Below are 18576 nucleotides of genomic sequence, written 5' to 3'. Positions count from 1 at the left end.
GTTTTATTATTTTAAAATTTTAGTGGTAATGGATATGTATTCTCTATCAGTAGAAGCTGTATGAGTATGAATGATATTCCCCGATTTGAGGGCTACTTCAATTAAACCTACATTGCCACTATTGGTATGAGCATCAATTGCTTGTTCTCTAAAAGTCATTTTTAGTTCTCTTAGCCCTTTTCTATCAAGAGTATTGATTATAGCTACTCTTTTATGAATATTATTGATTTTATCTGGTTGTGAGCTGTTAATAGTATTGAGATAAATATGTTGACTATTCTCTAATAAATGAAAACTACCTATTCCTGAGTTTTTTTTCACAAAGTTTGTGCAAGCTTGTTCTTCAGAGTAACTACTTACATTCTGAGCTAATTCTATAAATATGGAGAATATTTTTTCTCTTAGTGTAGGAGAAAAAGGTAAATCGTTACGAATATGCTGACCTAGTTCAACAATAATAGAATACGAAAAAATGCCTTTATAAAACATCAGTGTTCCTTTTTGTTGCATTTCGAGATTATTCTCTAAAAATGTATTGACTTGTACACTCATACATTTGCTGTTTTTTCTGCAAAATGAATTTTATCTTCTTCAATAAGAGGAAAAAGATTGTACTTAAGCATTAATTGAGCTGTTGCGAGTACGTCTTTTTCACAATAAATAGCAATTCTTTCATAATTTTGTTCTTCCCAAAATACTTCTCCCACTTGACTACCATCAATATCATCTTTTGGGGTAGGTATTCCAAACAAGTTACACAATAGCTCTAATTTTGTAAAATTCTTTCCATCTCCAAATTTCCATAATTCCATTGTATCTACGATGTGTGGCATTTCCCAAGGTTTTTTACCTCTCACCTCAATCATTTGAGGAAGTACCAACTGATTTACTAAATATCTTCTGCCCATATAGGGAATGTCAAATTCCTTCCCATTGTGAGCAGCCAAATAATGAAACTTCTTTTTGGCTTGATCCGTTCTTTTATCATAAAACCCTGATTTACCCAATAATTCTGTATAACTATCTAAAAAAAGTTTAAAATCTTCTAAAACTTTTTTCTCATCACTTCCATAAAATGATTTTGCTTTGAAGTGCATTTCACCGTCTTTTTCATAAATAAAGCCACAACTGATACAGATAACTCGACCAAATTCAGCATAAATAGCAGCTTTGTCATAATATTTCTCTTCTGGACTCATGCTACCATCTTTAGGCTCAAGGGTTTGAGACTTTAATTCCCACATTTTTTTCATCCCTTCTGAAAGCTCATGGTATGTTTTTGTATTTCTTGCTGTTTCTATATCTAAAAATAATATCTGTGTAATTTGTTCTTTGGAGTACATCGTATCATCTAAAATTTTATTACTTTGCAAAAAGTACGATTTTTTGCTTATAAAGCCAAACTTTTCTTTTATTTTTTTATTTTTGAACTTTAAATTTTTAATCAAAAAATAAAATAGCTATTTAGCCCAACCAACTATGTTCAAATACCTTTATATATGTGTATTCATTGTTTTATTTACTTCGTGTAAAGAAAAAAATGAAAAAACAGACTCTTTCAAGTTGAACACTTGTTTGCCCAAACCTCAAACCAACGTAGAAGATGTAAAATTAGATGTTTTCTTTAAAAGAATAGACAAACAGATTTTGCAAGCCAATACTTTGGAAGAAATAAAGACTGCTTTAAAAGAAAACCCACTTTATAATCAACTCTATTTGGAAAGACAGACAATGCCTAACCAAAAAGGAGATGTTGCAGAAGAAATGCTTTTAGCTATGGCTAAAGAGCCAAGTTTAGATAGTCTAATGATGGATTATGAGAAAAAAATTAATATTTCTGAACTTGAGAAAGAAATTGTAAAATTATTTAAAAATATCAAGGCTTTTTATCCTGAGTTCAAAGCTCCTATGGTGTATTTTAGTGTGTCAGGTATTGGTTCTTTTCCTTTAAATAAAGCAACTGATATATTTGTATCAAGAAATAATGAAATATTAGTAATAGGACTTGATTGGTTTTTGGGTACAGACTATAAATATCCGTTACCAGAGGCAGTGCCTAAATACTTGGCAAAACGTTATGTGGCTAAAAACATTCCTATATTTGTGGCAGAAATGATGAGTGGTTATTTTAATGAATATAATCCCAACAATCCCATTATGCTTAATGATATGCTTGTATATGCTAAAACATATTTCTTTACACAAAGTGTTATTCCTTGTCTTGCTGATTCTACAGTTTTGGGTTATACACCAGTACAAATGGAATATATTGCTAAAAATAAAAGTGTAATTTGGAAGCATTATTTAGATAAAAAGCTGTTTTTTGAAACAGCAAATCGAATAAAAAGAGATTATGTGGATGAATCTCCTTTTACTTTGCCTATTAGCCAAGATTGCCCTGGTGGGATAGCTCGTTGGACAGGTTTAGAGATTCTTAAAAGATATGCTCAGAAGAAAAATCTTGACTTACAAAAAGTAATGAAACTAGAAAATGCTCAAGAAGTTTTGCAGGAATCTGGTTATAAAGGCGAATAGACCTCACAACCATGAAACATTATGATTACATAGTAGTAGGGCAGGGAATAGCGGGAACAGTATTTTCTTATACTTTACTAGAGAACCATAAATCAGTTTTAGTGATTGGTTCACAACAAAAAAAATGTTCTTCTTTGGTGGCTGGTGGGATTTTCAACCCATTGACAGGTAAGGGTTTGGTAAAAACATGGAAAGCAGATGAGCTGTTTCCTTTCATGAAAGATTTTTATGAAAATCTTGAAAAAAATCTTGAAATTCAATTTTTTCATAAGACACCTATTTATCGCCCATATCGTTCTATCCAAGAACAAAATGATTGGTTGGGTAAAACTGCAAACCCAATTTTGGGTATGTATATAGAAGTTGAAGTAGATGATAAGCACTATTTATCAGATATTTATAATGATTTAGGAGGGTTAGAAACTAAATATTCGGGTTGGGTAGATTTGCCTAAACTATTAGAGGCTTATCGTTGTTTTATTCAAGAAAAAGATTCATATTTAGAAGAAGATTTTGACTATTCTGCTTTAGAAATTAATGATAAATTGTATTACAAAGGATTTTCAACCTCTAAAATTATTTTTTGTGAGGGAGTTGAAGCAACAAAAAATCCTTATTTTACAAATTTGCCTTTTAGTTTGGTAAAAGGAGAAATGATAGATATTTTGATAAAAGATGCAAGCTTTCAAGGAATTGTGAATCAAGGAGTAAGTATTGTTCCATTAGGAGATCAGATGTATAGAGTAGCATCCACATATAGTTGGGATCCGTTGGATTGGGAAAATACTGAAAAAGCAAAAGAAGAATTGGTAGAAAAGGCAAGAAATTTGCTGAAAAAAGATTTTGAGGTGATAGGTCAGAAAGCAGGTATCAGACCTGCTGCAAAAGGTAGAAGACCTATTGTAGGAATGCATCCAAAATATCAAGGATTAGGAATTTTTAATGGTTTGGGTAGTAAAGGGGTTTCTTTAGCACCTTATTTAGCCAAACATTTTTTTGAACATATAGAATATAAAGTGTTGTTAGACAAAGATTTGATACAGCCTCAATAAATCGAAACCACTAAGAAACAAGGCAAAATATGAAAATTTATCTTTTTTTTCTGCTTATTATATTTCCATTCTTTTTAAAAGCCCAAGTAGAGGGTATTACTCAAAGACCTTTTGGTAAAAATCGAGTTCAATTTAAAGAGTTTGATTGGCGTATGAAAACCTCACCAAACTTTGAGGTATATTATTACGATTATGGTAGTGGAATAGCTGACTTTGCCATTTTATATGCAGAAAATGAGTTTGATAGAATAGCCACTGTTTTGGGACATAATCCTTCTGCCAAAACAAAACTCTTTATTTATAACTCTATAACAGACTTGCAACAAAGTAATGTAGGTTTAGAAAATGAAAATAGCAGAACAGTTGGTGGGCAAACCAACTTCATCAAACCTAAAATAGAAATACCATTTACAGGTAGTTTAGCAGAATTTAAAAAAGAAATTTCTTTTGGGATAGCTCAAATTTTTGGAAATGAAATGATGTATGGAGGAAGTATCAGAGAAATTCTGAAAAATGGGGCATTACTTTCTCTACCAGATTGGTTTATGCCAGGAGTGGCTGCTTATATTGCAGAACCTTGGAGTGCTGAAATGGATGATTATATGAGAAATTCTATAAAATATAGACAACTTAAACGTCCACACAAATTATCAGGAAAAGAAGCTCAATATGTAGGACACTCCATTTGGAACTATATTGCTATAAAATATGGAGAGTCTAATATCTCTAGCATCTTGAATCTAACAAAAATTATTTTAGATGAGGAAAAAGCCATTGCCAATACATTGGGCATGCCTTATGAAGTTTTTATGGAAGAGTGGCAAAAGTTCTACGAAGAAATGGGAAAAAAAGCTATGGATGATCATAGTGCTCTTGAATATGACCTAAGATTTAAAAAGAATAATCATAAACAAAAGATTTTTAATGATATAAAGATTTCACCTGATGGTAAATATGTTGCCTATTCTGAGAATAGAAATGGACATTACGCAGTTGTTATAAGAAATCTACAAACAATGAGTCGTAAGGTGGTTTTAAGAGGAGGATTTAGACTCAATAGCCAAAGAATAAACGAAAAAGTACCTTTGTTAGCATGGTCGGATGATAATAAGTTGGCTGTATGTTATAAAAAGAAAGGGAAGACACAGTTCAAAGTGATGCAGATTTTGGGAAAGAAAAAGAAAACAGTTAATGAAATACATTTTGCTTTTTTTAATCAGGTAACAGGATTTGATATTTCGGCAGATGGAAGTACCTTAGCTATTAGCAGTGATAGAGTTGGATTTGCAGATGTTCAAGCAGGGATGAATGACATCTACATGTACGATTTGAGAGTAAGAAATATGAAACGTATCTCAACAGATTTGTATGATGATACAGACCCAATATTTTTAGGAAGTTCTAATGAAACGCTTATATTTTCCTCAAATAGAATAGCTGATAGTTTGAATGTGCCTGCGGGTAATTTTCAAACAATTAATGATAATTATGATTTGTTTTACTATAATCCTCAAGAGTCATCTAATAAATTAGTAAGACTCACCAATACTCCTCAAAAAGAATTACAACCTTCTTATTTTGATGAAAAAACAATTTTGTTTTTGAGTGGAAAAACAGGGATTAATAATTTGTATAGCTTGGATTTAGTTTCTAAAGAAATCAGACAAATTACCAATAGTAGACAAAATATTAAAAAGTATGGCTTTTCAGCTACTACCAACGACTTTGCATTTAGGGCATGGCAAAAACGTAAAGACAGAATGTTTTTGAAGAGAAACTTTGATTTTGCAAAAAATGAAAAGGCTATTATTACGCCTCGTTTGGAGTATATGCAACAAAAAGGACTAACTGAACCCGAAACACAAGAGCCTCCAAAGGAAGAAATTCCTCAAGAAATAAAGAAAGATACTCTACCCGAACGCCCTTATGACCCTAATATAATTGATACAGATGATTATCAATTTGATCCTGAAGTTGTAAAAGAAATAAAGGCAAACCCAGAAACTAATAAAAAAGATTATCGAAATACAAGTATCAACAAAAATAAAACAAAAACAGATATAGATATTAAGGGGGCATATCCTTATGAACCTTTGTTTACAGCAGAAAGCAGTGTAACAACACCCATTATTGATCCTTTAAGAGGTTTTGGATTACTTTTTGAAGTCGAACTTAGTGATATGCTTGAAGACCATAAAATGAAAGCTGGTTTATTTGGACTCTCGGATTTAAGAAGTAGCAATTATTTTGCTGAATATCAGTTCTTAAAAAATAGAATAGATTTAATAGGACGTTACGACCGTAAAAGCTTGTATGTAAATCAGCCAAATGTAGGTGTAGCTCAACGTTATGCAACCAATCGTTTTTCAATGACTGCTTCATATCCTTTTACAAACTCTGCAAGAGTGAGTTTAAGTGCAGGATATATGGATAAACGCTCTGTTGACTTGCTTCAGCTACTTCGAGAGCCTAATTATGTAAGTTATGTACATAGTAGAGCCGAGTTTAGCTTTGATAACACCATTCCTAAAGGTTTAAATATGGTAGAAGGTACTCGTATCAAAGCTTATTATGAGTTTAATCCTTCTTTTTCAAATATTAATGAAGGCTTTGATAAAATATTGGTGGATATTAGAAACTATCAATCTTTGAGTAAGGAAATTGTATTTGCAACTCGTTTGAGTGGTGGTAGATTTGGAGGAAGAGCTCCTAAACAATATATGTTAGGTGGTATGGATAATAGCTTTAACCAATCAGCAAATTTGGCAATTGGAGGTGCAGAACCTCTTAATTTAGACCCTGAAAATGGTAATGCAGATTTATTATTTCATGAGTTTGCCACTAACTTGAGAGGTTTTGGCTATAACAGCCTTTCAGGTAAAAACTTTATTTTGTTCAATGCAGAGTTTAGAGTTCCCATTGTTAAATACTTATTTCAAAATTCTATATCTTCAAATTTCTTTAAAAATCTACAATTTACTGCTTTTGGCGATATTGGTTCTGCTTGGGATAACTCAGCTCCTTGGAAACGTCAGAACGATTTGAACACAACTATCATTGATAGTCAGCCTTTTTTAGCAATTGTCAATAATTTTAAAAGTCCTTGGCTTGCAAGTTATGGGTTTGGTGCAAGAACTTTATTCTTAGGGTATTATCTAAAGGTAGATGCAGCTTGGAAAATAGAAGATTTTATTATTTCGGATAAACCTACTTGGCTCATTTCTTTAGGATATGATTTTTAAAAACTGAAAAATTTATATTAAAATGGGGCAAATTCTATTTGCCCTTTATTATGAAAAAACAATGAAAAAATTTTTAATTTACTTTAGCACAATAATATTATGCTTTTCGTGTGTGAATGCGGAGGAAAAAGTATTAGAAGAAGAATACAAAGTAATAACTACCATCATAGAATACAAATGCCAATTTTATGATAAAAAAGTTGAAGCCAAACAAGATACAGTAAAAAAATATATTTTCTTTGGTGATAGTCTTTGGAATGTAAACCTGAAAAAAAATGCTACCAAAAGAATAAATGGTGAATTGACGCTTAAACATTCTTATAATGGTGAAGAAGATTCTATATACTATCCTTTAGTGATTAAATTGGCAGATTCTGCGAAAACAGAAGAGTTTCAAATACCTAAAATTAAATCGAAATATAGAGAACAATATGTATTTGAGTATGATTGGAATAGAGAGTTTTATCCCAAAAATATTATGATTAAAGAAAATATCTCTTTTTCAAGAGTGGTATTCAATACAAATAAAGATAGAGCTTGTATTTATGTTGCTTCGGTATGTGGGGGAGAATGTGGAGGAGGCATTTTATATTTCTTGAAAAAAGTAAATGACAAATGGATTATAGAAACAGACAAGACTGATTTAATATGGGTATCATAATCAATCCCAATGATTTAGAGAGTATTCGAAAATTTTTAAAAAAAGAACTTAATTATTGTAATTGTGCCTCTTCGGCTGCATTAGAGATTCTGTATAAAACACTTGTTTTTGCCTCGGAAATGCCTAATAGCCCCAGTAAGTTAGATAAATTAGAATATTTTCCTTGGGGTTGGGGAGAGTGGTTTGTTTACTTTTTAGAAAGTAAAAATCTTTTGTGGCATGGATTCAACAATGTAGATTTAGGTATTAATAACCTTGGAAGACAGTTGTTAGAAGGTTTAGAAAATTTCAGTGAAGAGTTGAGTTTGGATTTAACTATTTTGAACGATATAGCTGACGATTATCTAAAAATAGGAATGTTAAACCATGCTCTAAAAAGCATCGAAAAATTTCAAATCAAATTTCCTCAAGCAAGCATAGGATTTCTTACAAAATCAGAGATTCTATTTGCAATGGAGCAATATCAAGAAGCCCTTGAAAATATTCAAAAATCTATTGAAATAGAAAATACTGAAGATAAACAGATGTTGAAGAAAAAGATTTTGGAAAAAATAGAATCTAACTAATTTTCACAGAAGTCATACTAAGTGAACCACCTACCAATTTATCGTTAAATAGGCTCAAATTTTCTTGTTTTGTTTTGAGTCCAAGAGTATAAATCAGTGGTAAATAATGGTCGGGTGTGGGTACAGCCAATTGAATAGACTTGGGTAATTTCTGATATTCTACCAAAGCATTGAAATCTCCATCCAATAAATACTTGTTGGTTAATTCTCTTGCCTCAATAGCCCAATCATAACCGTAATTATCGGTATTAATATTTCTAAAATCTACCAAACCCAAATTATGAATAATATTTCCACTTCCTACAATCAAAACGCCTTTCTCTCTAAGAGATTGTAACTTTTGAGCAAGCTCAAAATGATAAGAAGCAGGTTTGTAGTAATCTATACTCAGTTGAATGACAGGCACATCTGCTTCAGGATAAAAATGTTTGAGGACACTCCAAGCTCCGTGGTCGAGTCCCCATTGACTATCCAACTCTACTTCTGTGGGTAGCAAAATTTCTTTAGCCTGTTTGGCTAATTCGGGACTACCTTTTGCAGGGTATTGTACTTCAAATAACTCTTTGGGAAACCCTCCAAAATCATGAATGGTACGAGGATTGAGCATTGCTGTTACCTTTGTACCACGAGTAAGCCAATGAGCTGAGATACAAATAATGGCTTTTGGTTTTGAGAAAGTTTTAGCTGTTTTTCTAAAGCCTTCCACAAACTGATTTTCCTCAATGGCATTCATGGGGCTGCCATGCCCTAAAAAAAGCAAAGGTGTTTTTTCTGTGGCTGGTAACTCTTCAGCGTAATTATTGAGGTCTTTTAAAGAATTCATACTGAAAGATAAAGATGCTAATCCTAAAACCTTTAAAAAATCTTTTCGGTTCATAAATTATACTTTTGGATATTTTTCCAACCACCAACCCAAAGCACACAAAGCAAATAATTCCTGAGTGTAGTCTTCTTGTTTACTCAAGTGTTTTTGAAGAATATAGTTAAATCGTCCTTTTGGAACATACTCAAAGATAGCGTTTTGTGAGTTATTAGTAAAATCCCATAAAAAACTATTTTTAGGATTATGTAGCCAATGCCCAAAAGGAAGTCCAAAACCTTCTTTTTTTCTTTGAGTATAAATTTTTCCTCCTTTCTGTTCAAGCAAATGTTTTAAAATCCATTTTCTGCCATGCCTGAGAAGTGTGTTAGCAGGAATTTGTCTTGCAAAATTTGCCAAATCATCATCTAAATAAGGAACACGAACCTCGATGGTATGTTTCATTGACCAAAAATCTGTTAAACTGAGTACATCACCCTGCAAATACTGCTCTCTATCCCATTGGAGGGCATCATCAAGCGTTTGGATTTGTGTATTTGTAGCAGTTCTATTTTCTAAAATATCCAAACTGCAAAAATTGATAAATGTCTTAGAAGGGGAGGTGTCAATACCCTTTAAAAAGCGTTTTCCTAAACGACCAAAAGGCAAAAACCGAGCAATTTTTTTAGCCATGAGCCAAAAAGAAGGGTATTTAAGGTACTGACAAAAAGCCCAATGTCTGTTATAACCCCCAAACAGTTCATCAGCACCAGCACCACTCCAAAGTACCCTGAAGTCTTTTTTTGCTTCTTTACAAATGAGGTAAGTTGTAAATATTGCTCCATCTCCAATAGGTTGGTCTGCCTCTTGAAATAGAGTGGGAAGTAATTCTAAATGTCTTTCTTGTAGTTCAACTTCTTGTAAATGAGTATTATATTGTTTGGCTGCAAGTTTTGCAAAATAGGAGTCTTGCGTAAAGTTTTTTTCATGACAAACAATGCTCAAACAAGGTAGTTTGTAGCCTAGTTCTGTACTTTTAGCCAGTAAAAGAGTAGAATCCACACCTCCACTTAATAGCAGAGCAGGTGGAAAATGCTCAGAATATTGATGATGAATAGCATTTTCTAATAAAATATTGGTTTGAGTTAAAATTTTATTAGATTCTGTTGGAATAGTATTTTCAACTTTATCCAAAAAACCTCTTGGTAATTCTAAAGGCTTTTTTGTTAAATCCCAAAATTGTAAATGGCAGGGATGGTGTTGAATATTTTTAAAAACAGTATTGGGCAATAAAGGAAATTTGTATTGTAAATACTCTTGTATAGAAGGTGAGTGAAGTGCCTTATCTACAAGCCCTGAAGCAATCAAAGAGTTGATTTCTGAGGAAAAAGTTAAACAATTGTTATTTAGTGCAAAATATAAAGGCTTCACTCCATAAGTATCTCTCGCAGAAAGTAAAATATTTTGTTTTTTATCCCAAAAAACAAAAGCAAAAATGCCTTTGAGCTTCCCCCAAATATTGAGGTCTTGAGCTACCAATTGTAAATAATAAAATAACGTTTCAGTATCTGAATTACTTTGGTTTAAAAAGTTAAATTCTTTATCTAAATCTTTCCAATTGTAAATTTCACCATTAAAAATGAGGGTATAATTCTCATCAGTAAAAGGTTGCTGACTTTTATCAGTAATATTATTGATTTTAAGCAGATTATGTCCTAAAGAAATTTGATAATTTTCAGTTTGAGTGGAAAGGATGCTTGTATGGTCTTGCCCTCTGTGTTTAGATTGAGCTACCATTTTTTCAATGGAGGCATGATTAAGAGAAAAACTTATATCAACGATACAATGAATACCACACATAAGAGACGTAAAAACAATAAAATAATGAGTCAAAACTATAAAATTAGCTGAATTATTCAGTCCAATAAGCAAGGTTTTTTGCATTATCGAATAAAAAATTTAACTTTGTAAACTATAATAAAATATGGGAAACATCCACTTACTTACTTTTATGCATCAAGAATATGATAAATATACTGCCGATGATTTTGAAGTTTGGCAGACCTTGTTTGAACGTCAGATGAAAGCCCTACCAGGGAAAGCTACTCAAGAGTACCTTGAAGGTATCAAAAGAGTTGGTTTCGTTGCTGACCGTATTCCGAATTTTGAGCAAGTAAACGAAAAACTTAAAGCTCATACAGGTTGGAGAATTTATGTTGTTCCTGGACTGATTCCCAACAAAGAATTTTTCGAACTCATGCGTGATGGCAACTTTTGTGCTACTACATGGCTTCGTAGAAAAGACCAATTAGATTATTTGGAAGAGCCTGATATGTTTCATGATGTTTTCGGGCATGTGCCATTGCTTACAAATAAACCTTTATGTAACTTCTTAGTGGATTTGAGTAAAATTGCACTCAAATACATCGAAAGTGAAGTAGCTATTGAGCTTATAGCTCGTTTGTACTGGTACACCGTAGAATTTGGTTTGATACAAGAAAAAGAAGGACTTCGTATTTATGGAGCAGGTATTTTGTCTTCGTCAGGTGAAACAGATTATTCATTGTATAGTGATATTCCTCAAAGAGTTCCTTTTGACATACAAGGCATTTTGGATACTCCTTATATCAAAGATAAATTTCAGATGAAATATTTTGTAATTGATTCTTATGAACAATTATATTCATCTGTTCCTGAAATAGATAAGTTAGTAACTAAAGCTGTAGTGGAGAATAAAGAGTTGGTTTTCTAATAAAGTAACATCTAATTTCACCGAGTAAAATATACATTTCACCTAAAGTCATTTTTAGGTGAAATTTTTTATCTATACCTTTGAATCAAAATAGTTTTAGTGGTGTTTAGCAACTCAAAAGTTGCTTTAGAAAAACGACAATACCTTCGTATTGTCGTTTTTATTTTTTCCAGATTTTTCTTAATTATGCACTTTCCCAAAAGCATTCATTATGAAAATAGGCTTATTTTTTGGCTCTTTCAATCCAATCCATGTAGGACATCTGATTTTAGCCAATAATATGGTAGAATATACAGATTTGGAACAAGTTTGGTTGGTTATATCTCCTCAAAATCCACACAAAAAGAAAAACACCCTCTTACATGAATTTGACAGATATGATATGGTTGAAAAAGCCATTTATGATAATCCAAAACTCAAAGCATGTGATATAGAATTTCGACTACCTATTCCGAGTTATACCATTGATACACTGGCTCATCTCCAAGAAAAACATCCTAAACATGAATTTGCAATTATCATGGGAAGTGATAATCTGACTAATTTTAAAACATGGAAAAACTATGATAAGATACTAGAATATTATAGCCTTTATGTTTATCCCAGACCTAATGTTGCTGAAACAGAATTTCATACACATCCCAAAGTTACGTTAGTCAAAGCACCTTTGTTAGATATTTCTGCTACTTATATTCGTGATAGTATTAAATCTGGAAAATCTATTCGGTATTTAGTACCCGAAGCTGTAGAAGAATTGATACATAGAAAGAAGTTTTATCAGTAAAATCTATTGGACTTATAGTTTTGAAATTCAACGAAAAATACGTTTCTTTGCGGGCTAAAATTTGAAATAATTATGAAAAAAGTAGCCTTTTATACACTGGGTTGTAAACTGAACTACTCCGAAACTTCTTCTATTTCAAGAAATTTTGAAGAAAGAGGTTTTAAGAAGGTTGATTTTAATGATAGCCCTGATATTTTTGTTATCAATACTTGTTCGGTTACGGATAATGCAGATAAAAAGTGTAAAAAAATTGTAAAAGAGGCTCGTAAAATTTCCCCAAATGCCTTTGTAAGTATTATAGGTTGTTATGCACAACTCAAACCCAAAGAAATTGCGGAAATAGAGGGTGTGGATGCTGTTTTGGGTGCCACCGAAAAATTTCAGTTGATAGATTTATTAGGGACATTTGAACGTAAAGAAAAAACGCAGGTTTTTGCTTCTGATATCAAAGAAGTAGCTCAAACTTATTGTAGCTCATATTCTTATGGCGATAGAACAAGAACTTTCTTAAAAGTACAAGATGGCTGTAATTACAATTGTTCATTTTGTACCATTCCACTTGCCAGAGGAAAAAGCCGTAGTGATACCATCGAAAATATTGTACGCCAAGCCAAAGAAATAGCCAAAACAGATGTAAAAGAAGTGGTACTCACAGGGGTAAATATTGGAGACTTTGGGATACAAGAAGGGAAAAGACAAGAGCGTTTTGTAGATTTACTCAAAGCTTTGGACGAAATAGAAGGAATAGAACGTTTCAGAATATCGAGTATAGAGCCTAATTTGCTCACCAATGAAATAATTGAGTTTGTAGCCCAATCAAAACGATTTGTACCCCATTTTCATATACCTTTGCAATCTGGTAGCAATAAAATATTAAAAGCTATGCACAGAAGGTATTTGAGAGAATTATATGTGGAAAGAGTTGCCAAAATAAAATCTTTGATGCCCCATTGTTGTATTGGCGTGGATGTAATTGTAGGTTTCCCCTCAGAAACTCAAGAAGATTTTTTAGATACTTATAATTTCTTAAATGAATTAGATATTTCATATTTGCATGTATTTACCTATTCTGAAAGGGATAACACGGCAGCTTTGGCAATGGATGAAGTTGTTCCCCAACAACAACGCCAAGAACGTTCTAAAATGCTTCACATTCTTTCAGATAAAAAAAGAAGGTATTTTTATGAGCAAAACATGGGTAGAGTAGCTACTGTCTTATTTGAAAAAGATATTGAAAATGGTATGATGGAAGGTTTTACTGAAAATTATGTAAGAGTAGTTGCCAAATACGACCCTTTACTTATCAATGAGTTGAAAAAAGTCGAAATGACTAAAATAAACGCTGAAATGCTCATGGAAGTAAAAGAAATAGAAGAATTTGAGCTACATCATTGATAATTAAGATAGAAATTATTTAGTTTTACGAAAACAATTAAACAGACATTTCACTTTAGTATGAAAAAAATAGCCTTATTTCTAATATGTATTTTATATAACTTTCAGGTTTTGGGGCAAACCGAATTTGAAAAAGCAAAATTAGAAATACTTTGTCAAGCCATTAGATTTAACCACGTTATGCAAGGAAAAGCAGAAATAGCCAATCAGTTGGATTGCTCAAATCTGCAATCTTTGGAAAAATCTGTACCCAATGCTTCACGTGCTTCAAAAAACATGATAACTGTTTATAAAAATAAAACTTATCAACAAATTCCTGCTGAGACGGATAAAATCAAACAATTGAAAAAAGAAGTTCTGAATGAACTTAAAAAATTAGCTCCTCGTATCAATAAAAATGCTACATTTTTGACTAAATGGCAAAAAGGTTTAGATTCTTTATCAACATTATTAGATTCAAACCTTTCACTACCTACAGAAGAAAATACCCAAAATCCAGAAGTCAAAACAGATAATACCAATCCTGATTTAGAAGAAACTGTTATCCCTTTAGAAAGACCCAAAACTAATACAGGAGAGCAAAGTAACACAGGTTTATGGATTATTACCATTTTAGCAATGATGATTTCATTTTTGAGTGTAGGATATGCTTATCTTACTCAAAAAACTACAGCTCATAAACTCAAAGAGATGGATAATTTGGTGAAAGAAAGATATAACCATTTGGATGTTCGTATGGATAAAATGGTAACAAAAGAAGAATATCGTAAACAAAATCCACAGTAATAAACAAATGAATGTTCGGAAAATCCGATATTTCATTTTCCTCAAAGAAATCTTTGTGATGTCTTGGACAGCCTTTGGAGGTCCACAGGCTCATTTGGCACTTTTTCTTAAAATTTTTGTAGAAAAAAGAAACTACCTGACAGAAGAAGCTCTTCTCGAAATTTATGCTCTCTGTCAGATGCTTCCAGGTCCTACCTCTACTCAAACTATTACAGGTATTGCTTACAAAATTGGAGGGGCTCGGTTAGCTTATCTCACCCTTATTGTTTGGATTTTTCCTGCAGTTATGATTATGACATTGGCTGCAATACTTGTTACTTATTTACAAGAACAACAAATTAGTTTTGCTTTTGCTCGTTTCACACAGGCTTTGGGGGCGGGCTTTATCTTATCAGCAGCTTTCCAAATTATTCAGAAAATCATTAAAACCAAGACAAGTATGGTTTTGATGATTTTTTCAGCTATAGCAGCTTATTACTATCACCCTCAATGGTTTTTGCCTTTACTTATTTTGTTTGGTGGGATTGTAACGACTACCAAATTTAAACGATATGAACGAGTAGAAGACAAAAATGTAAAAATTCGTTGGAGAAATTTAACTTATTTTATTATTATTTTTGTGGTTTTAGGAGTGTTGAGTGAACTCACACGCCGTTACGATTTTGGCTTACCTTTCAGGCTTTCCGAAAACTTTTTCAGGACGGGTACAATTATTTTTGGAGGAGGGCAAGTGCTTATCCCTCTGATGCTTACAGAGTTTGTATATATCAAAAAACTTATCAGTCGAGAAGAATTTGATTTGGGTTATAATCTCAATCAAATTCTTCCAGGTCCTACCTTTTCCTTTGCTGCATTTATTGGTGCTTTGGCTATGGGGAACGATTTTAATATTTGGGGGCAGTTTTTAGGAGCATTTTTAGCTGCCTTTGGTGTTTTTATGCCAGGGACATTGCTGATTTTCTTTGTGATACAATTTTGGGATGAACTTAAAAAATACAGACCTGTCAGGGCTTCTTTAGAAGGTATCAATGCTGTAAGCGTAGGGCTTGTAATTACGGCAGTAGTACTGATGGCTGAACCCATTTTCTCTAAACCCACATCTGACATGACTTTGGATATTTTGGTGGTTGTTATCAGCTTCATTATTTTGCAGTTTACTAAAATTCCACCTCCTTTTTTGGTGTTATTAGGTTTATTAGCGGGTTTCTTAGTTTCTTAAAAAAATATCATTCAATCTCTAAAAATATCTTATTTTTGTATTTTAAAATAAAGAATTGTATGACAAGCCAACAATTTACAGCTAGCCCCAGTTTTAACGAAGCATATTTTAGTATAGAAAAAGTGAATGCTCTGAAACAAGATTTTCAGAATGCAAAGCCCTATACACACATCATCATGGATAATTTCCTGAAAAGTGAGATAGCGGAAACATTACACTCTCAATTTCCACCTACCGAAAAACTTGCCAAACATTATGCAGGTTTGAATGAAAATAAATCTGAGGGAGCTAATTTTGGCGATTTTCACCCTGCTTTTGCCGAATTGCGTAGAGATTTGATGAGCAAAGAATTTGCCCAATGGATGGCAACTGTTACAGGCATTGAAGAAGTTTTTGTAACAGATGATAATTTGGGTTGTGGTTTGCATGAAGGAAAAAATGGTAGTTTTTTGGATGTACACATTGATTTCAACATCCATGCAGAAAAAAATGTACATAGAAGGCTCAATATGCTTATCTACATGAACAAAGACTGGAAACCGGAATACGGTGGCGATCTTGAAATGTGGAATGCTGATATGACCAACTGCGATAAAAAAGTAGCTCCATTGTTCAATAGAGCTGTTATTTTTGAAACCAACGAAATTTCGTATCATGGATACTCAAAAATTACAGTCCCTGAAGGAATGACACGCAAATCTATCTACACTTATTTCTATACTGATATTCGTGAAGGTGCTGTCAAATATCACGATACGATTTTCAAGGCTCGCCCTGATGATACACTAACTAAAAAAATAGCTACTTCTGCAAAAGAAACGCTTAAAAATTTTATCAAAAGACAATTACGTAAATTTGGTGTAACGCTTAAATAGTCATGAACATAGATAAACAAACCTTGCAAAATATAGCTCATTTGGCACGATTGGAGTTTGAAGAGCAATCTGAAACAAAAATGATTGGAGAAATGAGCAAAATATTGAGTTGGATGGAAAAACTCAATGAAATTGATACGGACAATGTTCAGCCTCTTATTCATATCTCTCAGGAAATTAATGTACTCCGAGAAGATGTGGCAAAAACTTCTTTAGACCACGAAAAAGGCTTATTAAATGCCCCTAAAAGAGATGCCAATTATTTTAGAGTGCCTAAAGTAATTGAATAAACTTTAAATAATATAAAAAGATAATAAAAAACACCCGCATAGCAAAAGTCTTATGTTGGTGTTTTTTTTGTCCTAAAAGCGTACATTTTTTTGTCCGCAAACGGACACTCATCATACTTATTGTACAAACACAAATATTTTTTTTAAAAATAAATATGCTTTTTTTGGCTTATTTGGCATTTTTTTGATTTTGGCATCAAATATTTTGACTTTTGGAATGATTTTGACAAATACTTTGGTGTACCTAAGTATTTGTGATATGAAAAATCCAGTTCTTACCGATGGCGTTCTTATAGCTTTGTATGCTAAAAATAATGACGAAAAAGCCTTTACTAAATTATTACAAAAGCATAAAAGCAAAATATATGCAGTAATTTACAATATTGTTAAAGATAGAGACCTTGCAGAAGATTTGTTACAAGATACATTCGTGAAAATCGTTCGTACAGTACAACAAGGTAGCTACAACGAAGAAGGTAAATTTTTGCCTTGGGCTTGCCGAATTGCTCATAACCTTGCCATCGACTACTTCCGTAAGAATAAAAAAGCTACTTGGGTAGAACTTGAAGAAAGAAAAGAAGTAAATAACCACCTGAATTTCTCTGAAGAGTCTGTTGAGAAAGTGAAAATCAGAACGGAACTAAACGAAAAATTAGGAAAACTTATTGAAAGCCTTCCTAAAACTCAGAAAGATGTACTTGTAATGCGTCATTTTTCGGATATGAGTTTCCAAGAAATTGCACAAAAAACAAACGTAAGCATCAACACAGCTTTAGGTCGTATGCGTTATGCTCTTATAAATTTGCGTAAGCAAGCAGAAAAATATGACTTGAATTTTGGTGAATACTTAATGGCTTACTGTTAAAATATACTGCTGAAAAAGTACACTAGATACCACTTTAAACTTCTGAAAACTTTTTTTTGATAGCGTTTGTTTCTTTTCTTTGTAAAATATCCTTCAACCAGCTATGACAAAGAAACAACGCTATCAATTTTTAATGGATTATTTCACAGAAAATTTTCCTGAGCCACAAACAGAACTTGCTTACGAAAACCCTTTTCAGTTACTTGTAGCAGTGGTTCTTTCTGCACAATGTACCGATAAAAGAGTCAATTTAGTTACTCCAACACTTTTTGAAGCTTTTCCAACTCCCCAAGATTTAGCCAAAACAACCTTTGATGAGCTTTTTCCTTATATCAAAAGCATTTCTTATCCCAATAACAAAACCAAACACCTGATTGAAGCAGCCAAAAGGCTTGTAGAAGTCTATAACAGTGAAGTTCCGAGTACCATCGAAGAACTCCAAACACTTCAAGGTGTGGGTAGAAAAACAGCCAATGTGATAGTTTCAGTGATTTATAATCAGCCTGCTATGGCAGTAGATACACATGTTTTCAGGGTTTCGCATCGTCTGGGACTTGTAGGCAAAAAAGCAACCACTCCTTTGGCAGTAGAAAAAGAACTGGTAAAATACATTCCAGAGGAATTGATACCCAAAGCACATCATTGGCTTATTTTGCATGGCAGATATATTTGTGTGGCTCGTAAACCCAAATGTAAAACCTGTGCATTACAAGAGGCTTGTCATTATTTCAATACAGAGCACGAAGAAGATTAAA

At 32.6% G+C, this 18576-nt stretch carries 17 protein-coding genes and 1 pseudogene; 14 read left to right on the top strand and 4 right to left on the bottom strand.

What is annotated here, in order from left to right; translation table 11 throughout:
• Window positions 1-6: 6 nt before the first annotated feature.
• On the bottom strand, window positions 7-552 hold the full coding sequence (locus tag AD998_19175) for a hypothetical protein (protein KOY87972.1): 546 nt from the start codon (window positions 550-552) through the stop codon (window positions 7-9).
• Window positions 549-1343, bottom strand: coding sequence for a hypothetical protein (locus AD998_19170; protein ID KOY88287.1), 795 nt, complete (start codon window positions 1341-1343; stop codon window positions 549-551). The genes AD998_19175 and AD998_19170 overlap by 4 nt, the downstream gene beginning before the upstream one ends.
• Window positions 1344-1479: 136 nt before the next feature.
• Here AD998_19170 and AD998_19165 point away from each other — a divergent pair, with 136 nt between their 5' ends.
• The 5 genes from AD998_19165 to AD998_19145 are packed head-to-tail and all read left to right on the top strand — an operon-like array spanning window position 1480 to window position 8056.
• Window positions 1480-2535, top strand: coding sequence for a hypothetical protein (locus AD998_19165; GenBank protein KOY87971.1), 1056 nt, complete (start codon window positions 1480-1482; stop codon window positions 2533-2535).
• A gap of 11 nt (window positions 2536-2546) precedes the next feature.
• Complete coding sequence (locus AD998_19160; GenBank protein ID KOY87970.1) at window positions 2547-3587, top strand: hypothetical protein; 1041 nt, start codon at window positions 2547-2549, stop codon at window positions 3585-3587.
• Between the two features lie 29 nt (window positions 3588-3616).
• On the top strand, window positions 3617-6829 hold the full coding sequence (locus tag AD998_19155; protein ID KOY87969.1) for a hypothetical protein: 3213 nt from the start codon (window positions 3617-3619) through the stop codon (window positions 6827-6829).
• Between the two features lie 22 nt (window positions 6830-6851).
• A complete protein-coding gene (locus tag AD998_19150) occupies window positions 6852-7490 on the top strand; it encodes a hypothetical protein (GenBank protein KOY87968.1) in 639 nt (212 codons plus the stop codon).
• Complete coding sequence (locus AD998_19145) at window positions 7478-8056, top strand: hypothetical protein (GenBank protein ID KOY87967.1); 579 nt, start codon at window positions 7478-7480, stop codon at window positions 8054-8056. The genes AD998_19150 and AD998_19145 overlap by 13 nt, the downstream gene beginning before the upstream one ends.
• On the opposite strand, the gene AD998_19140 is transcribed toward AD998_19145, so the two are convergent.
• Both AD998_19140 and AD998_19135 read right to left on the bottom strand, forming a co-directional pair.
• Window positions 8049-8879, bottom strand: a complete 831-nt coding sequence (locus AD998_19140) for a dioxygenase (GenBank protein KOY88286.1) — start codon at window positions 8877-8879, stop codon at window positions 8049-8051. The two genes, AD998_19145 and AD998_19140, sit on opposite strands and share 8 nt — an antisense overlap.
• A gap of 57 nt (window positions 8880-8936) precedes the next feature.
• A complete protein-coding gene (locus tag AD998_19135; protein KOY87966.1) occupies window positions 8937-10799 on the bottom strand; it encodes a hypothetical protein in 1863 nt (620 codons plus the stop codon).
• Window positions 10800-10866: 67 nt separating this feature from the next.
• Here AD998_19135 and AD998_19130 point away from each other — a divergent pair, with 67 nt between their 5' ends.
• The 9 genes and pseudogenes from AD998_19130 (at window position 10867) to AD998_19090 (ending at window position 18575) form a co-directional block, all read left to right on the top strand.
• Entirely contained in the window at window positions 10867-11607 is a 741-nt protein-coding gene (locus tag AD998_19130; GenBank protein KOY88285.1) for a phenylalanine-4-hydroxylase, read from the top strand.
• A gap of 211 nt (window positions 11608-11818) precedes the next feature.
• Entirely contained in the window at window positions 11819-12391 is a 573-nt protein-coding gene (locus AD998_19125; GenBank protein KOY87965.1) for a nicotinate-nucleotide adenylyltransferase, read from the top strand.
• 72 nt (window positions 12392-12463) lie between these two features.
• Complete coding sequence (locus AD998_19120; GenBank protein ID KOY87964.1) at window positions 12464-13786, top strand: 2-methylthioadenine synthetase; 1323 nt, start codon at window positions 12464-12466, stop codon at window positions 13784-13786.
• Window positions 13787-13846: 60 nt separating this feature from the next.
• Window positions 13847-14572 (top strand): hypothetical protein, encoded by a 726-nt coding sequence (locus AD998_19115; GenBank protein KOY87963.1) that lies wholly within the window; start codon window positions 13847-13849, stop codon window positions 14570-14572.
• A 7-nt stretch (window positions 14573-14579) separates the two neighbouring features.
• Window positions 14580-15791 carry a chromate transporter gene (locus AD998_19110; protein ID KOY87962.1) on the top strand — a complete coding sequence of 404 codons (1212 nt, stop codon included), beginning with the start codon at window positions 14580-14582 and terminating at the stop codon, window positions 15789-15791.
• A 113-nt stretch (window positions 15792-15904) separates the two neighbouring features.
• Window positions 15905-16573 (top strand): annotated as a pseudogene (locus tag AD998_19105) (hypothetical protein).
• Between the two features lie 95 nt (window positions 16574-16668).
• Window positions 16669-16956: a glutamyl-tRNA amidotransferase gene (locus tag AD998_19100; protein KOY87961.1), complete on the top strand. Its 288-nt coding sequence runs from the start codon at window positions 16669-16671 to the stop codon at window positions 16954-16956.
• Window positions 16957-17215: 259 nt separating this feature from the next.
• A complete protein-coding gene (locus AD998_19095; GenBank protein ID KOY88284.1) occupies window positions 17216-17821 on the top strand; it encodes an RNA polymerase subunit sigma-24 in 606 nt (201 codons plus the stop codon).
• Between the two features lie 103 nt (window positions 17822-17924).
• Window positions 17925-18575, top strand: coding sequence for an endonuclease III (locus AD998_19090; GenBank protein ID KOY87960.1), 651 nt, complete (start codon window positions 17925-17927; stop codon window positions 18573-18575).
• Window position 18576: the final 1 nt, after the last annotated feature.

The organism is bacterium 336/3 (assembly GCA_001281695.1).
Classification (GTDB): domain Bacteria; phylum Bacteroidota; class Bacteroidia; order Cytophagales; family Thermonemataceae; genus Raineya.
The sequence above is the reverse complement of the archived record's forward strand: the minus strand, read 5'-3'. Positions and strand labels throughout refer to the sequence as shown.

What these genes read in the sequence shown, in the direction of transcription:
- AD998_19165 (KOY87971.1), top strand. Translation starts at nt 1,480, where the DNA reads ATGTTCAAATACCTTTATATATGTGTATTCATTGTTTTATTTACTTCG.
- AD998_19175 (KOY87972.1), bottom strand. Translation starts at nt 552, where the DNA reads ATGAGTGTACAAGTCAATACATTTTTAGAGAATAATCTCGAAATGCAA.
- AD998_19100 (KOY87961.1), top strand. Translation starts at nt 16,669, where the DNA reads ATGAACATAGATAAACAAACCTTGCAAAATATAGCTCATTTGGCACGA.
- AD998_19095 (KOY88284.1), top strand. Translation starts at nt 17,216, where the DNA reads ATGAAAAATCCAGTTCTTACCGATGGCGTTCTTATAGCTTTGTATGCT.
- AD998_19090 (KOY87960.1), top strand. Translation starts at nt 17,925, where the DNA reads ATGACAAAGAAACAACGCTATCAATTTTTAATGGATTATTTCACAGAA.
- AD998_19140 (KOY88286.1), bottom strand. Translation starts at nt 8,879, where the DNA reads ATGAATTCTTTAAAAGACCTCAATAATTACGCTGAAGAGTTACCAGCC.
- AD998_19145 (KOY87967.1), top strand. Translation starts at nt 7,478, where the DNA reads ATGGGTATCATAATCAATCCCAATGATTTAGAGAGTATTCGAAAATTT.
- AD998_19110 (KOY87962.1), top strand. Translation starts at nt 14,580, where the DNA reads ATGAATGTTCGGAAAATCCGATATTTCATTTTCCTCAAAGAAATCTTT.
- AD998_19120 (KOY87964.1), top strand. Translation starts at nt 12,464, where the DNA reads ATGAAAAAAGTAGCCTTTTATACACTGGGTTGTAAACTGAACTACTCC.
- AD998_19135 (KOY87966.1), bottom strand. Translation starts at nt 10,799, where the DNA reads ATGCAAAAAACCTTGCTTATTGGACTGAATAATTCAGCTAATTTTATA.
- AD998_19125 (KOY87965.1), top strand. Translation starts at nt 11,819, where the DNA reads ATGAAAATAGGCTTATTTTTTGGCTCTTTCAATCCAATCCATGTAGGA.
- AD998_19150 (KOY87968.1), top strand. Translation starts at nt 6,852, where the DNA reads ATGGGGCAAATTCTATTTGCCCTTTATTATGAAAAAACAATGAAAAAA.
- AD998_19160 (KOY87970.1), top strand. Translation starts at nt 2,547, where the DNA reads ATGAAACATTATGATTACATAGTAGTAGGGCAGGGAATAGCGGGAACA.
- AD998_19170 (KOY88287.1), bottom strand. Translation starts at nt 1,343, where the DNA reads ATGTACTCCAAAGAACAAATTACACAGATATTATTTTTAGATATAGAA.
- AD998_19115 (KOY87963.1), top strand. Translation starts at nt 13,847, where the DNA reads ATGAAAAAAATAGCCTTATTTCTAATATGTATTTTATATAACTTTCAG.
- AD998_19155 (KOY87969.1), top strand. Translation starts at nt 3,617, where the DNA reads ATGAAAATTTATCTTTTTTTTCTGCTTATTATATTTCCATTCTTTTTA.
- AD998_19130 (KOY88285.1), top strand. Translation starts at nt 10,867, where the DNA reads ATGCATCAAGAATATGATAAATATACTGCCGATGATTTTGAAGTTTGG.